This is a genomic window from Fundicoccus sp. Sow4_F4 (assembly GCF_052116145.1).
Lineage (GTDB): Bacteria > Bacillota > Bacilli > Lactobacillales > Aerococcaceae > Fundicoccus.
The window spans coordinates 1-15,477 of the sequence record NZ_JBQKLQ010000004.1 but is presented as its reverse complement, the minus strand read 5'-3'; the positions used below and the strand labels follow the sequence as shown (position 1 = coordinate 15,477).

At 33.4% G+C, this 15,477-nt stretch carries 15 protein-coding genes; all 15 read right to left on the bottom strand.

Features of this window, described 5'->3' with window-relative positions; all coding sequences use genetic code 11:
• Window positions 1-111: 111 nt before the first annotated feature.
• Entirely contained in the window at window positions 112-1,311 is a 1,200-nt protein-coding gene (locus tag ACTQ5J_RS07050; RefSeq protein ID WP_441751848.1) for an O-antigen polymerase, read from the bottom strand.
• 181 nt (window positions 1,312-1,492) lie between these two features.
• Window positions 1,493-2,713, bottom strand: coding sequence for a glycosyltransferase (locus ACTQ5J_RS07045; RefSeq protein WP_441751846.1), 1,221 nt, complete (start codon window positions 2,711-2,713; stop codon window positions 1,493-1,495).
• A gap of 3 nt (window positions 2,714-2,716) precedes the next feature.
• Window positions 2,717-3,841: a non-hydrolyzing UDP-N-acetylglucosamine 2-epimerase gene (gene wecB, locus ACTQ5J_RS07040; protein ID WP_441751844.1), complete on the bottom strand. Its 1,125-nt coding sequence runs from the start codon at window positions 3,839-3,841 to the stop codon at window positions 2,717-2,719.
• Between the two features lie 30 nt (window positions 3,842-3,871).
• Window positions 3,872-4,798 (bottom strand): hypothetical protein, encoded by a 927-nt coding sequence (locus ACTQ5J_RS07035; RefSeq protein ID WP_441751842.1) that lies wholly within the window; start codon window positions 4,796-4,798, stop codon window positions 3,872-3,874.
• Between the two features lie 3 nt (window positions 4,799-4,801).
• A complete protein-coding gene (locus ACTQ5J_RS07030; protein ID WP_441751840.1) occupies window positions 4,802-5,911 on the bottom strand; it encodes a capsular polysaccharide biosynthesis protein CapF in 1,110 nt (369 codons plus the stop codon).
• A complete protein-coding gene (locus ACTQ5J_RS07025; protein ID WP_441751839.1) occupies window positions 5,911-6,930 on the bottom strand; it encodes a polysaccharide biosynthesis protein in 1,020 nt (339 codons plus the stop codon). The genes ACTQ5J_RS07030 and ACTQ5J_RS07025 overlap by 1 nt, the downstream gene beginning before the upstream one ends.
• Window positions 6,930-7,106 (bottom strand): hypothetical protein, encoded by a 177-nt coding sequence (locus ACTQ5J_RS07020; protein ID WP_441751837.1) that lies wholly within the window; start codon window positions 7,104-7,106, stop codon window positions 6,930-6,932. Before ACTQ5J_RS07020 ends, ACTQ5J_RS07025 begins: the two co-directional genes overlap by 1 nt.
• A 279-nt stretch (window positions 7,107-7,385) precedes the next feature.
• The gene (locus ACTQ5J_RS07015; RefSeq protein WP_441751835.1) at window positions 7,386-8,531 is read right to left on the bottom strand and encodes a glycosyltransferase family 4 protein; all 1,146 of its coding nucleotides are present in this window, start codon (window positions 8,529-8,531) and stop codon (window positions 7,386-7,388) included.
• 19 nt (window positions 8,532-8,550) lie between these two features.
• On the bottom strand, window positions 8,551-9,753 hold the full coding sequence (locus ACTQ5J_RS07010) for a glycosyltransferase family 4 protein (protein WP_441751833.1): 1,203 nt from the start codon (window positions 9,751-9,753) through the stop codon (window positions 8,551-8,553).
• Window positions 9,734-10,882 carry a non-hydrolyzing UDP-N-acetylglucosamine 2-epimerase gene (wecB, locus tag ACTQ5J_RS07005; protein ID WP_441751831.1) on the bottom strand — a complete coding sequence of 383 codons (1,149 nt, stop codon included), beginning with the start codon at window positions 10,880-10,882 and terminating at the stop codon, window positions 9,734-9,736. The genes ACTQ5J_RS07010 and wecB (ACTQ5J_RS07005) overlap by 20 nt, the downstream gene beginning before the upstream one ends.
• 3 nt (window positions 10,883-10,885) lie before the next feature.
• A complete protein-coding gene (locus ACTQ5J_RS07000) occupies window positions 10,886-11,995 on the bottom strand; it encodes a capsular polysaccharide biosynthesis protein CapF (protein ID WP_441751829.1) in 1,110 nt (369 codons plus the stop codon).
• Complete coding sequence (locus ACTQ5J_RS06995; RefSeq protein WP_441751827.1) at window positions 11,995-13,014, bottom strand: polysaccharide biosynthesis protein; 1,020 nt, start codon at window positions 13,012-13,014, stop codon at window positions 11,995-11,997. Before ACTQ5J_RS06995 ends, ACTQ5J_RS07000 begins: the two co-directional genes overlap by 1 nt.
• Window positions 13,014-14,252 carry a glycosyltransferase family 4 protein gene (locus tag ACTQ5J_RS06990; protein ID WP_441751826.1) on the bottom strand — a complete coding sequence of 413 codons (1,239 nt, stop codon included), beginning with the start codon at window positions 14,250-14,252 and terminating at the stop codon, window positions 13,014-13,016. The genes ACTQ5J_RS06995 and ACTQ5J_RS06990 overlap by 1 nt, the downstream gene beginning before the upstream one ends.
• Before the next feature lie 19 nt (window positions 14,253-14,271).
• Window positions 14,272-15,120: an NAD-dependent epimerase/dehydratase family protein gene (locus ACTQ5J_RS06985; protein ID WP_441751824.1), complete on the bottom strand. Its 849-nt coding sequence runs from the start codon at window positions 15,118-15,120 to the stop codon at window positions 14,272-14,274.
• A partial coding sequence (locus ACTQ5J_RS06980; RefSeq protein ID WP_441751822.1) for a sugar transferase occupies window positions 15,117-15,477 on the bottom strand: 361 nt, incomplete at its 5' end. The genes ACTQ5J_RS06985 and ACTQ5J_RS06980, both read right to left, overlap by 4 nt.

The following is a 15,477-nucleotide window of genomic DNA, read 5'->3' as shown; positions in this document are numbered from 1 at the left end:
ATTTAGCGTTTGAAGATATTAATTCATTTATTTGATATCCAGCCGAAGGGTCAAATGATCTTCTACATGTATAATTTTCATATTTTCTCCTTTCTTCCCTATACTACTTATCTACTTGATGCTAAATCGTAATTTTTGTAAAATAAATAAAACTATGACAGGAAGCATAAATCCTATATAGAATGATAGTGAACTTAATAAATCGCCTCGCATAATAAAAAACAAAAATCCTAAAGTAAAAGGGTACACTATATCAACATAATTAATTTCTACTTTTGTATTTTCTATGGAAAATTTATATCTATGGTCTGCTTTTTTAGATATTCTTCCAAGAACAACAGCAAATAATATCACGCCAAGTATCCCAAAGTTTATATATCCTTCGCCAATATATGGGAATGATACATTCGTAAACTGCCACCCTAGATCAGATGCAATCATTAATCCACTTCCAATTGGTTTATTTGGCCAAACCGTTCTGGGAACAAAAAATAATACATTCCCTAATAGTTGTCTTCCCCAAGATATACCGTTTACGCTAGTATATATGATGCCTCTAACAAGCATAGAGTATGAATCAAAGTCCCCATAGGTAAGTAATTCTGTTACTCTTGGGATATCTATTCCAAGTAAAAGCACTTCTTGGAATGAGTTTCTGCGAAATATGTTTATTACAGGGAATACAACCAACATTCCTAATAATAAAGTAAATTTTAAAAAATGCGGATTCTTACTTTTTCCTAGTAATATAATAAATAACCCTAAATATATTGATGCCATCCAAAATCGTGCTGTTGCAGTTGGAAAATTAATTAAAATCATTAATGTAATTCCTAGTATCAAAGGGATTTTTTTATAAATATATTTGTACTTTTTTATAAAAACTAGATTAATTGCAACATAAATAACTGGAATTGCCCTTAAAGTATTAGCAATTATTAACCCTGCGCTTCTTGAATTTGTATTAATTACATAGGTAGATCTCGAAAACAAATTTTGAAATCCGACAATTGAAATAACAAATATACTCGCTATAAATGAAGCTACGAACAATGAATCAATTACTATATTAACATTTTTTATATTTCTTTGATACCCTGTATTTCTACTTGTTCTAGATTTCATAGAATAGCTAACTTGATATGTAATCAAAAATATAAAAATCGTAAAATTCGCGTGTAAAATTGCTCGGTCAACTATAAGATGTGTATCCCACCAGGGAAAATTGTCAGTAACATATTGTATCAATGGGCTCAAAAACATAAATAATAACATAAACAGATAAAACACATCTTTTAAACTATGCCCCATATGAGAACTCTTAAATAAATATTTGGATATAAATAATCCATTAATCATGAAAGTAATAATTACAATTGTTTGTTCACTTTTAATAGATAAATCGCTAAGTATAAGAAACATCAATCCTATAAATAAGCATATGAAAATGTAAGAATATATTACTTTCTTAAAGTTCTTCGAATTCATTATCTTAGTCCTTTCGTAACTTTTCTAATTTATATCTATAAAGACCTAAATATTCTTTATATCTATCGTATTTATCATACATCTGCTTAGTTCTTCCTGTTAATACGTCCTTATTAAACTCTCGTTCTTTTTTATCTAATTCATTTATTCTATCAATCAGTTGCTCAATATCACCTTGTTCAATAATTATTCCTGTATTTTTGTCAATGATTTCAGTACTTCCACCAGTTTCAAATGTGATTACTGGTGTTCCAGATGCCAAAGCCTCAATATTTGTTGTAGGAAACGTATCCTCTAGAGCAGGGTTGATGAACACATCTGACTCAGAATATATTTGAACTAACTCTTCAAGATTGTTTGTTCGAGAAATACCTACAATGTTAGATCCTAAGATCTTTTTTTGTTTTGCTGTTAGCCCAACTAATACAATTGTTTGATTTGGTTTAATTCTTTCCGCTAGCTCTAAGAAATAATTAAATCCCTTTCGTTCGCTCCAAACATTTGCTATACCTAAAATGATAAATTTATTTTGCAAATTATATTTTTCTCGAAAATTACTTTCTGTTGGCTTAAATACCGATAAATCAATTCCATTATTTATTATTTTAATAGCATAATCATTTAAGAATGAATTTTCTACTTTTGTTGCAAGCCACTCCGACGGTGTCACAATCGTCAGGTTTTTAACTCCAGTAAATACTTCTCTTTTTTTTTCATAATTCCATTCAGAATTATCTATCAAACAGCTCTTCGGATACTCTTTCTTTTGTGGACAATCTAAACATCCTATTTTCCATTTTTTACATCCAATGTAATCAAAGTGTGAACAATGACCCGTAAAACTCCAACAGTCATGCAGTGTCCAAATAACGGGTTTGTTTGCCGCTTTCAAATAGTTAAAAAGAATCTCTACATTAATATAATAGCCATGAATATTGTGCAAATGAATTATATCAGGATCCACCTCTTTAATTTTATTAATAAATTCTAGAGTCGCTTGTTTTGATCCAAACCCATGCGTATCAAAAATTCTTGTCCTTAAGACATGAGTATAATTATCAAGTTTAGTACCAATCTTAATAGTATTATCACAGTTTTGAGGCAGATCTCTTCCGTATGCAATATAACTCTCGTGCCCCTGTTTAACTAAAATATTATGAATATCAGTAGCAATCCTCCCTGTACTACCTATTCCACAAACGGAATTTATCTGCAATACTTTCATTATCTATTTCCCCCAAACAACTCTATTAACATAATCTGTATACGATAGAATAATTCGCAATACTTTATCTGACACATTACTCATACTATAATCTGCTACCAATCTTAATGTATCTTTTTCTTGAGTCTCCAATACTTCTAGGCCCTGGATAATTCTTTCTTTCTTGAGTCCTACCATCATTACAGAAGTCTCTTCCATCGCTTCAGGTCTCTCATGCGCTTGTCTAATATTGAGTGCTCTAAACCCTAATATTGATGATTCCTCACTAATTGTTCCACTATCACTCAAAACAGCTTTAGCATATTTCTGAAGCTTTACATAATCATCAAACCCAAGCGGTTTCATTGTCTTTACTAGTGGATTAAACTCAATACCTTTAGCTTCAATCATTTTTCTGGTTCGTGGATGAGTACTCACGATTAATGGCATCTGGTACCTTTCTGCAATTGCATTTAAGCTATCTATTAAATCTATAAAGTTCTGTTCGGAACTAATATTCTCTTCTCTATGAGCAGAAATAACAAAATACTTGCCTTCCTCTAACCCTAATCTTTCAAGCACATCCGACTTCTCGATATCTTCTTTTCTTAAATTAAGAACCTCAAACATCGGACTACCCGTTTTGATTACTCTATCTGCAGGAAGGCCTTCTCTTAAGAGATATTCTCTAGCAATATCGCTATAGGTTAGATTAATATCTGCTGTATGATCTACAATCTTTCGATTTGTCTCTTCCGGTACTCTTTGATCGAAGCATCTGTTTCCAGCTTCCATATGGAAAATAGGGATATGTCTTCTCTTTGCAGCTATTGCACATAAACAACTATTTGTATCTCCGAGCACTAGAAATGCATCAGGCTTTACTTCTTCAAGGATAGGATCAATCTTCACCAGAATATTTCCTATTGTTTCTACTGCTGTTCCGGTTGCAGCATTAAGGAAGTAATCCGGTTTCTTTAAGTTGAAGTCATTGAAAAATACTTCATTTAATTCATAATCATAGTTCTGACCCGTATGAACTAAAATATGGTCAACCGCCTTTGATTTATCTAATTTATTAATAACAGCTGATAGCCTAATAATCTCTGGTCTTGTGCCTACAACAGTCATGACTTTTAATTTCTTCATCAGTTATTCCTCCAACTAAAACATAGTAAGTTAATTGTTTTTCAACAGCAACTTTTTCAGTACATACATAAAAAAATTCGACCTTTTAGGTTTTGGCAAACCTAATATTTGGGGTAAATTTTTAGGTAAAATACCATATTTCTTTAGATATTTAAATACACTTATTATCCCTGTACTTTTCTCTCCTGGTAAATGCCATATTGCAACAGGATCGTAAAAATAATTCGTTGAAACTAAATACACTTTACCAGTCCAGTATCTATCAATATATGCCCCACCATCTAGCAAATTCGGAAAATTTTTTGCGGCGATTGAGATAATCATTTCGTCTCCAGATTCTTTATTAATATCATAATTATTTTCAATTATCCTTTGATAAATCGAATAACACTTATCAGAAAATGATTTGATATGAAGTTTGTTGCCACAAATAAACTCACCTCCATAATGCTGTATGTTCTTTGATTCATTATACAATCTGAAATAATCTTCATTAATACTACGTCTTACCTTGTGACTAAAATTATGATCGATATTAAATAACATAATCCCATATTCTGATTCTAACCATAAGTCCTTTAAACTTCTTACTGTTATTGTATCAGCATCAAGGAGCAGAAAATTTTCATATTCGTCTAGTTCTGTTACGTATTTTAAAGCGCACAGTTTGAAAAATGCTAGAGCCCATGGAAAGCTGGCAGGCATAATATATGTATCAAAGGTAATATTAATTATTTTTATATCGTTCTCTAAAAATAATTCTTCATAATCTTGTGGCAATGAATAATTTGTTACTAATGCAACATCATCATCGGGATTTGTGATTTTAGCTGATTTTAATGATACAAATATATTTTGTAGATAGATAGCTTTTGAGTTGTCTGTTTTTTCACTTATATTAGGCGTATCAACAAAATCATTATTAACTCCGAATGCATTAAATATTAGATTCTTCATCAGTTACACCTCCAAATAATAAGTATCGGGTTTTTCTGGATCGAACGATTCATTGGCCCACATAATTGTTACCATATCTGAATCTCCAAGATTCTCAATGTTGTGTGTATAACCCGTTGGGATATCAACGACTTCTATTTTGTCACCACTTACGAAATACTCCAGCACTTTATCTGAATCTATTTTTCTAAAACGAATAACACCTTTACCGCTGACAATCAGAAACTTCTCATTTTTCGTGTGATGCCAATGATTACCTTTTATGATTCCGGGTTTTGAAATATTCACTGAAACTTGGCCACGTTCTTGTGTTTTAAGGAATTCAGTGAATGAGCCCCTCTGATCTACGTTCATCTTTAAGTCGTAACTAAACTTGTCTTCAGGCAAATAGCTTAAATATGTACTGTAAAGCTTCCTTGTAAATGCATCCGCCATGTTAGGTACTGACCTGTTTTCTCGACTTTTCTTGAATGAATAAATGAGGTCTACTATTTCACCAAGTGTAATAGTATGTACAACAGGAACTTCACAGAATAGGTCTACTTTATTCTCATTTCCTTCTAGTGCATCAATCAGTTCATGTACTACATCATCTATATAAACAAGATTCATTACTACGTTTGAATCATTCACTTGAATAGGTAAATCATGAGCGATATTATGGCAAAAAGTAGCTACGGCACTGTTATAATTAGGTCTACACCATTTGCCAAACACATTGGGAAATCTGTAAACAAGAACTTTAGCTCCGGTTTCTACACCATAATCAAGCAGAAGGTCTTCTCCTGCCTTCTTACTTTCACCATAAGGATTGTTTAACTCAGCTTGAATAGACGATGAAATCATCACTGGGCAGGCGTTATTATGTTTCTTAAGCGAATTTAAAAGATCAGAGGTGAAACCAAAGTTACCCTCCATAAATTCAGATTGATCTTTGGGTCGGTTTACCCCTGCAAGATGAAATACAAAGTTTGCTTCTTTGCAGTATTCATCAAGTAAAGAAGGATCTGTATCTCGATCATACTCAAAAATATCAACATACTTTCTATTTCTTAGCTCTGCTATTAAGTTTTTTCCTATGAAGCCCTTTGCCCCAGTGACTAAAATCTTCATTATCTATCCCAACTTTCCAATTGTTCTCTTACATAATCAAGCTGAAGTAACTTTTCTTTAATCTGTTCAATATTAAGCCTTTCTGTATTATGAGAATTGTACTCATCTTCAGATGACAGCTTTTGATTTCCTTCAACAAAGTACTTGTCATAGTTTAAATCTCTCTTATCAGCTGGCACTCTATAGAATCCACCCATATCTTTTGCTACAACATGCTCTTCTTTTGTTAGAAGTGTCTCATAAAGTTTCTCTCCGTGACGAGTACCAATTACTTTGATTTCGTTATCTGCTTTGAAAAGCTCTTTAACTGCTTGAGCTAAGTCCCCTATAGTTGAGGCGGGTGACTTCTGAACCATAATATCACCAGCTTCAGCATTTTGAAACGCAAACACAACAAGCTCAACAGCTTCTTCAAGACTCATTAGAAACCTTGTCATATTTGGATCAGTTACTGTCAGTGGTTGTCCATTCTTGATCTGATCGATAAACAATGGAATCACAGATCCTCTAGATGCCATTACATTCCCATACCTTGTACCACAAATAAGCGTTCTGTTATGATCAACGGTCTTTGCTTTTGCAACAAATACCTTTTCCATCATCGCCTTTGAGATGCCCATTGCATTGATTGGGTAAGCTGCTTTATCTGTAGAAAGACAAATCACCTTCTTAACCCCCATCTCAATAGCACCTGTAAGTACATTATCTGTACCGAGTACATTGGTTTTAACTGCTTCAAGTGGAAAGAACTCGCATGAAGGTACCTGTTTGAGGGCAGCTGCATGAAAGATATAGTCAACTCCGTGCATTGCATTTTTTACGCTTGAAAGGTCTCTAACATCACCGATATAAAACTTTAATTTATCGTTCTTATAAAGTTTTCTCATGTCATCTTGTTTCTTCTCATCACGAGAAAAAATTCGGACCTCTTTGATATCTGTATGAAGGAATCTTTTCATAACTGCATTCCCAAAAGATCCTGTGCCACTTGTAATTAATAAAGTCTTTCCCTTAAACATTACTTTTCCTCCAATGCTTCTTTTATCATCTCAACATATTTTGAAGTAGCTTTCTCTGTTGTATATTTGTCTTCAAAAACTCGTCTTATATTCAATCCCATATCTGACCTGAGTTTTTTGTCATTCTTTAACTTTACAATTGAACTTACTAGCTTATCTACTTCTCCAACTTCCATAGCAAATCCGGCTATATTCTCTAGTAAATCTAAAGTATGCTAAGTTTAAATAATGAAATGTCTCAGAATTCAAATATACTCCATAACTTATATAATTCCCGATTATTATTGGTAAAGAAAAAGAAATAAGATAAAATGCTACCCAGTACATAGTTGCGAAATATATTCTTCTTCTATACAAAATAAGTACATATAATAGGGGAATAATTATAGTAAAAGCTATTATTACTCCATTCAATATTTGACCCCCTCAATATAAACATAAATGTAATCTAATGTTTAACGCTCATTACCGTTTGCTAAATCCCTAATTTTTACTATTTGTTTGCCATATTCTCTGTCCGACAAAGCTCTTAAATATTGATTGTTCTTGATATATTCCTTTTCATCGATTATTTTCTTTAATATTTGAGCTGCTTGGCTAAAATCACCTGGTACGAAAAGATTATTATTGTTCACTACTCTTTCCTGATTTGAAATGTGATTCTCCATAATAACAGGGCATCCACATATTTGTGCATGTATTGAACTTAGGGTAGTCTCTTTTGGGAAAATACATATATCACTTGCAGAATAGTACCTTTTCAAATCAGAATATTTCTTCGAGTCATCTACAATAATTTCTAGTTTATCTTTCATCTTGTCAAGTTTCATGTTGAATTTGTTCATATATTTATCTTCTTTGGGTCCAATAAATAATAGTTTTATCAATCTATAATCCTCTTGTAAATGCAAAAATCTTTCAACAATATCGAAAATCAAATCTGGTTCTTTGGAATCATTGAATTTCCCAATATATGAAATAACTATATCTTTATGTTTGAAGTCGTATTTATTCCGTATTTCTTTTCTTCCATCTGGATCAAAGAATATAACAGTGTCATTATAACCATGCCTTAAATAGCTAATCTTATGATCTTCTATTCCTATTAATTTTAAGTATTGATATTCTTCGTTACCAAGAGCAAATATTTTTTTGTATTTATCAGTGTTATTTATAATATTTGCAAATACTAACTTAAACAACTTATAATAAAGTTTTCGGAATCTATTTTTCGAAGCTACCCAAGACATATGGCAATCTCTTACAACTGTGTATTTTGGCTTTTTTTTCAATAATCGTAGATCTTTAAAATCACCAATACCGTGCAGATAAACTATATCTGGATTTAACTTGTTTATTGTATTAAATAGATTTTTCATTATGATTCTACTTGAATATTTGAACTTAACTTCTAAGCGAATTATCTTTGCTCCTGTTTCATTTTCAAAATAGATATCTTTTGTATTGTCTACATTTTTGTGAAAAGGCGACATGTCATTAGAAGTTATAAGTATAACGTCATCATTGCTTCTATTCTTTTTATTAGCAATTAATAGTTCATTAATTTGATACCCTGCGTTAGGATCAAAATAGTCTTCCACATGAATAATTCTCATAATCTCACCCAATCATTTTATATAATTCTATGTATTTAATAAACTTCTGAATTTTATCATATTTATTTTTTGCTCTAAAACTACAGTTTTTTCTGTAATTATATTTTGTATTACTTTTTATTTTGATAATGTGACTATAAATATCATCGCTAGTTTCAGTTAGAACTATATATCCAGTATCTATATTTACACTCTCAGGACTTCCTCCAGTATCAAAAGTAATCACTGGTGTCCCACAAGCAAGCGCCTCTAAATTAGTTGTGGGAAAATTATCTTCTAGTGTAGGATTAACAAAAACATCCGCGCTTGAGTAAAGATCAACCAATTCTTCAACATTATTAGTTCTTGTTATTCCAATTATATTTTCGGGAATCTGATTTATCTGTTTTTCTGATAATCCTACTAATACAATTACTTCATCTTCAGACACCATGTCAGCCAATTCAACAAAGTACTTTAACCCTTTTCGTCGATCCCACACACTTGCTACTCCTAAAATTATAAACTTACCATTTAAATTGAATTTATTTCTGAAATCGCCTGTATTAGGTCTAAATGTATTTAAGTCTATCCCATTATTAATAACCTTTACTGGATATTCATTAAGAAATGATTCCTGCACCAAATTAGCCAACCATTGTGATGGTGTAACTATAGTAAGATTCTTAACACCAGTAAAAATTTCCTTCTTATTAATGTAATTGTTTTTAGAATTATCAAAGATTAAACTACTAGGATATGCCTTTTTCTCAGGGCAACTATCACATCCTGTTTTCCATTTATCGCAACCTACATAATCAAAATATGCACAATGACCTGTAAAACTCCAACAGTCATGAAGAGTCCACACGACAGGTTTATTTGCTTCTTTCAAGTAATTAAAAAGAATTTCAACATTCATATAATAGCCATGAATATTGTGAAGATGGATTATATCCGGATCTAACTCCTTTACTTTACCTATGAACTCTATAGTCGCTTGCTTAGATCCAAACCCATGTTTATCAAGTACTCTTGTTTTTGCCACATGAGTGTAATTGTCAATTTTTGTTCCAATCTTTATCGCATTATCACAATTCTTTGGCAAATCTCTTCCGTATGCGATATAACTCTCATGGCCTTGTTCAATCAAGATATTATGAATATCTGTAGCAATTCGTCCTGTGCTACCTATTCCACAAACAGAATTAATCTGCAGTACTTTCATGATTTATTTCCCCCCAAACAACTCTATTCACATAATCTGTATAAGACAAGATAATCCTTAAAACCTTATCAGACACATTAGGCATACTATAATCTGTAACCAACCTTAAAGTATCTTTTTCTTGAGTCTCTAGTATCTCTAGCCCCTGGAGAATTCTATCTTTCTTAAGTCCCACCATCATAACCGATGCTTCTTCCATAGCCTCAGGTCTTTCGTGTGCCTGTCTAATGTTAAGTGCTCTAAATCCTAGAATTGATGACTCTTCACTGATTGTCCCACTATCACTTAAAACAGCTTTTGCATACTTTTGAAGTTTCACATAATCATTGAATCCAAGAGGCTTCATAGTTTTAACCAATGGATTGAACTCAACTCCTTTTGCTTCAATCATCTTTCTTGTTCTTGGGTGCGCGCTTACAATTAATGGCATCTGATATTTTTCTGCTATTGTGTTTAAGCTCTCTACTAAATCCGTGAAATTCTGTTCAGAGCTTATATTCTCTTCTCTATGAGCAGACACTACAAAATACTTCTCGGCTTCGAGTCCCAATCTTTCAAGTACATCAGATTTCTCAATATCATCTTTTCTTGAATTTAGAACTTCAAACATCGGGCTACCAGTCTTTATTACTCTATCTGCAGGAAGACCTTCCCTTAATAGATACTCTCTAGCAATATCACTATAGGTTAGGTTGATATCTGCTGTATGATCAACAATCTTCCTGTTTGTCTCTTCTGGGACTCTCTGGTCAAAGCATCTATTTCCTGCTTCCATATGGAAGATTGGAATATGTCTTCTCTTTGCTGCAATTGCACATAAACAGCTATTTGTATCTCCAAGCACTAGAAATGCATCTGGTTTCACTTCTTCTAAAATTGGATCAATCTTCACCAGAATATTGCCAATTGTCTCAACAGCAGTCCCTGTTGCAGCGTTTAGGAAGTAATCCGGTTTCTTTAAATTGAAGTCATTAAAAAACACTTCATTAAGTTCATAGTCATAGTTCTGTCCCGTATGAACAAGAACGTGGTCAATCGCTTCTGACTCATCTAATTTATTTATGACAGCTGACAGTCTAATTATTTCTGGTCTAGTCCCAACGACCGTCATAACTTTTAATTTTTTCATCAGTTATACCTCCAAATAATAAGTATCAGGCTTTTCAGGATCAAATGGCTCATTGGCCCACATAATTGTTACCATATCTGAATCTCCAAGATTCTCAATGTTGTGGGTATAACCCGTTGGTATATCAACGACTTCCATTTTGTCACCATTTACGAAATACTCCAGCACTTCATCTGAATCAATTTTTCTAAATCGAATAACACCGTTACCGCTAACTACTAAAAACTTCTCATTTTTAGTATGGTGCCAATGATTCCCTTTTGTAATTCCAGGTTTTGAGATATTAACTGATACCTGGCCACGATCAGGCGTTTTAATGAACTCTGTAAAAGATCCTCTCTGATCCACGTTCATCTTTAAGTCGTAACTAAACTGATTTTCTGGCAAGTAGCTTAGATATGTACTATAGAGCTTCTTAGTAAATGCATCCGACATGTTCGGCACTGACCTATCTTCTCTGCATTTCCTAAATGAATAAATCAAATCTACTATCTCGCCTAAAGTAATTGTATGCACCACTGGTACTTCACAGAATGAATCTACTATGTTCTCATTACCTTCTAGAGCATTAATCAACTCATTAACCACATCATCTATATAAACAAGGTTCATTACTACGCTTGAATCATTCACTTTAATAGGTATGTCATGGGCAACATTATTACAGAACGTCGCAACTGCACTGTTATAGTTTGGTCTACACCACTTTCCAAAAACATTAGGAAATCTATAAACAAGTACTTTGGACCCTGTCTCGTCACCATAAGAAAATAGAAGGTCTTCTCCTGCCTTCTTACTTTCACCGTAAGGATTATCTAACTCAGCTTGAATAGACGATGAAATCATCACAGGGCAGGTGTTATTATGATTCTTAAGAGTATTTAACAGATCAGAGGTAAAGCCAAAGTTACCTTCCATAAATTCAGATTGTTCTTTTGGTCGGTTTACTCCCGCAAGGTGAAATACAAAGTTCGCTTCTTTGCAGTATTCATCAAGTAAAGAAGGATCTGTATCCCTGTCATACTCGAAAATATCATCGTACTTTCTATTTCTCAGCTCTGTTATTAAGTTTTTTCCTATGAAGCCCTTTGCCCCAGTGACTAAAATTTTCATTATCTATCCCAACTTTCCAATTGCTCTCTGACATAATCAAGCTCCAATAATTTCTTTTTAATCTGCTCTATATTAAGCCTTTCTGTGTTATGTGAATTGTACTCATCTTCAGATGAGAGCTTTTGATCTCCTTCAACAAAGTACTTGTCATAGTTTAAATCTCTCTTATCAGCAGGCACTCTATAGAATCCACCCATGTCTTTTGCTACTACATGCTCTTCTTTTGTTAGAAGAGTTTCATAGAGTTTCTCACCGTGTCGAGTGCCGATTACCTTGATTTCATTATCTGCTTTAAAAAGCTCTTTAACTGCTTGAGCTAAGTCCCCGATGGTTGATGCCGGAGATTTCTGAACCATAATATCACCAGCTTCAGCATTCTGGAAAGCAAATACAACAAGCTCAACTGCCTCTTCAAGGCTCATTAAGAATCTTGTCATATTAGGATCTGTAACGGTTAAAGGCTGTCCACTCTTAATCTGATCTATAAACAATGGAATTACTGAGCCTCTTGAAGCCATTACATTACCATATCTAGTGCCACAGATAAGCGTTCTATCAGAATCAACCGTTTTTGCTTTTGCTACAAAAACTTTTTCCATCATCGCTTTTGAGATGCCCATTGCATTAATTGGATAAGCTGCCTTGTCAGTTGAAAGACAAATGACCTTCTTAACCCCCATTTCGATAGCTCCAGTAAGAACATTATCTGTACCAAGTACATTTGTCTTAACTGCTTCTAATGGAAAAAACTCACAGGAAGGTACTTGCTTAAGTGCAGCTGCATGAAAGATATAATCAACTCCATGCATTGCATTCTTAACACTCGAAAGATCTCTAACATCGCCTATGTAAAACTTAAGCTTGTCGTTTTTATAAAGTTTTCTCATATCATCTTGTTTCTTCTCATCACGAGAAAAAATTCGGACTTCTTTGATATCTGTATCAAGGAATCTTTTCATAACTGCGTTCCCAAAAGATCCTGTTCCACCTGTAATTAATAAAGTCTTTCCTTTAAACATTATTTATCCTCCAATGCTTCTTTTATCATCTCAACATACTTTGAAGTAGCCTTCTCTGTTGTATATTTCTCTTCAAAAACTCGTCTTATATTCAATCCCATCTCTATCCTGAGTTTTTTATCATTTTTTAGATTTACAATGGAGCTTACTAGCCTATCTACTTCTCCTACTTCCATTGCAAATCCGGCTTTATTCTCTAGTAAATCTTTGGAAATGTCTGAACGAACACCCATTATCGCAATAACTGGTTTTCCAGCCATCATGTAACTATAAGTTTTGCTAGGAACAGCTAACCCTGTTAAGCCGTCAAAAAGACTTACTAGAAAAACATCGCTGATGTTTAAAGCATCTTGAAAATCTTGTCCATGAAGAAAGTCATAAACAACTGCCTTATCTAAGTGTTCTTCCTTTACCGACTTTCGAAGTTGATCCATTTTGTTACCATGTCCAGCAAAGACAAATCTAATTTCATCGTCATTTTTCAACCTTCTTATTGCTTCAAGGATTGTATCCAAGTCTTGGCAAATCCCCATATTCCCAAAGTATGAAACAATCAAATTTTCATTTGGTTTCAAATCTGCGAACTTATTATTCAAGTAGGAATTTGATGCATCTTCTATCGGTTTAGCATCATACCAATTCGGAATAACTTCTACTTGCTGCTCTTCTAATTGTTCTCTATGCTTAAGCAGATACTCTTTCATTTCCTTTGACAGAGCCACTACTTTATTTACATTCTTATATATTCTCTTGTTGATAAATTGCATCATTCTGCTTATAAGCCCATTTTCAGAAATGCTCTTCGTAATGTGTGCCATCTCAGGATAAATGTCATAACTTACGAATATCATTTTCGTATTAAATAGCCTGCTAGCCCATGCAGCTATCAATGGTAATACTGGAGGATTCGAATAAACAATTATTAACTTGTAATTCCTTAAACTTAAAAAACGAAGAAACACCGCAAAGGTAAACGAGAAGTAATTTATCAATCTTCCAATAAAATTGCTGCGTTTAAGTTGAAGGTACTTTAATCTTTTTATCTTAATACCTTCATGTACTTCTTCCACTGGAACTTCGCCGTCTTTGTTGTATTCATTTGGATATCCACATAATGCCGAAACACTAAAACCAGCCTTTGTCAGCGCTTTCGCTGTATCATATGGGAGCGTTGCAGATGATACATATTCTGGATAAAAGTATTGACATAAAAATAAAACATCTCTTTTTTCACTCATCTAAATTGCTCCCAACTAATCATTTTTCCGTCCGTTCAATAGAATCTATAAACGAACAAGTTTCATATTCTAATTCTTCAGGTCCACCTGGCATCTTCTTATCATAAACAAATGACCCAAACACTTTTCCAAATATCTCAGATATCTTAATACCAAACGATACAAGAGGATTAAATACCTCTGTTGTTTTAAGTTCTTTACCATGAACTTTAGCAATTAACCGAACTAGCTCAGTCGTATTAACATACTCTTTGTTTTGAGGGAAGAATAGTCCACTCAACTCTTTATCTATGGCAAGTCTTACAAACTCAGACAAATTATAAATAAAAATCATGCTGCGTTCATTCTTTACCTTCGGAAATATAGGTACTTTTAAAGCCATCCCAGCAAGTCTAGGATAATTCCCTCTGCAGTCTTTACCATAAACAATAGGAGGTCTTAATGTCGTTACCTTGAAAGTGTCATCAGCTAATTCACTCAATAATCCTTCAGCCTCTAATTTAGACTCTGCATATGGTGTCTTGGGATTCGGCTTAGTCTTCTCATCTATAAATCCTCTCTCTTTACCGTAGACTCCCATTGTGCTTAAGAAAATGAACTGCTTAACGCCTTCTGCTTTAGCTTTCTTTGCGACTTCAACTGGGAGATCTTTATTCACACTAAAATACTTCTCAGTATCATTCTCTTTGACATGAACAATTGCAGCGATATGATAAATCACATCATATGAGCTGAATGGTTTATCTTTCCACTCATTCTCTCTCATATCAATGGTGTCTACTTGATACTTCTCTGGCCATTGGCTAACCCATTTCTCAAATGAAGTACCTATGTAACTCCCAGCTCCTGTAATCAATATTCTTTTCATACAGAGACACCTCTTTTACTCGAGTTTAGATCAACCAAACGTTTATCTACATATTTGTCTTCACCAAACAGTACAACACCTACGGTTCTAAAGATAATCTTGATATCAAGCCATACACTATAATGCTCCACATAGTAAACATCGTGTTTGTATCTATCCTGAAGGTTCAAATGAATATTTCCACTCACCTGAGCTAGTCCAGTCATACCAGGCCTCATATTAAGCCTCTTTGAAATCTCATCATCATACTCTTCAAGAGATGCAATTCTCTCTGGTCTTGGACCAACAAGACTCATTTCTCCTTTTAGAACATTAAGCACCTGTGGAATTTCATCTATCTTTGTTCTTCTTAAAAAC

Excerpts from the sequence above, each read along its gene's own strand:
- ACTQ5J_RS07050 (WP_441751848.1), bottom strand. The coding sequence starts at position 1,311 with ATGGGGCATAGTTTAAAAGATGTGTTTTATCTGTTTATGTTATTATTT.
- ACTQ5J_RS07045 (WP_441751846.1), bottom strand. The coding sequence starts at position 2,713 with ATGAAAGTATTGCAGATAAATTCCGTTTGTGGAATAGGTAGTACAGGG.
- wecB (WP_441751844.1), bottom strand. The coding sequence starts at position 3,841 with ATGAAGAAATTAAAAGTCATGACTGTTGTAGGCACAAGACCAGAGATT.
- ACTQ5J_RS07035 (WP_441751842.1), bottom strand. The coding sequence starts at position 4,798 with ATGAAGAATCTAATATTTAATGCATTCGGAGTTAATAATGATTTTGTT.
- ACTQ5J_RS07030 (WP_441751840.1), bottom strand. The coding sequence starts at position 5,911 with ATGAAGATTTTAGTCACTGGGGCAAAGGGCTTCATAGGAAAAAACTTA.
- ACTQ5J_RS07025 (WP_441751839.1), bottom strand. The coding sequence starts at position 6,930 with ATGTTTAAGGGAAAGACTTTATTAATTACAAGTGGCACAGGATCTTTT.
- ACTQ5J_RS07020 (WP_441751837.1), bottom strand. The coding sequence starts at position 7,106 with ATGGAAGTTGGAGAAGTAGATAAGCTAGTAAGTTCAATTGTAAAGTTA.
- ACTQ5J_RS07010 (WP_441751833.1), bottom strand. The coding sequence starts at position 9,753 with ATGAAAGTACTGCAGATTAATTCTGTTTGTGGAATAGGTAGCACAGGA.
- wecB (WP_441751831.1), bottom strand. The coding sequence starts at position 10,882 with ATGAAAAAATTAAAAGTTATGACGGTCGTTGGGACTAGACCAGAAATA.
- ACTQ5J_RS07000 (WP_441751829.1), bottom strand. The coding sequence starts at position 11,995 with ATGAAAATTTTAGTCACTGGGGCAAAGGGCTTCATAGGAAAAAACTTA.
- ACTQ5J_RS06995 (WP_441751827.1), bottom strand. The coding sequence starts at position 13,014 with ATGTTTAAAGGAAAGACTTTATTAATTACAGGTGGAACAGGATCTTTT.
- ACTQ5J_RS06990 (WP_441751826.1), bottom strand. The coding sequence starts at position 14,252 with ATGAGTGAAAAAAGAGATGTTTTATTTTTATGTCAATACTTTTATCCA.
- ACTQ5J_RS06985 (WP_441751824.1), bottom strand. The coding sequence starts at position 15,120 with ATGAAAAGAATATTGATTACAGGAGCTGGGAGTTACATAGGTACTTCA.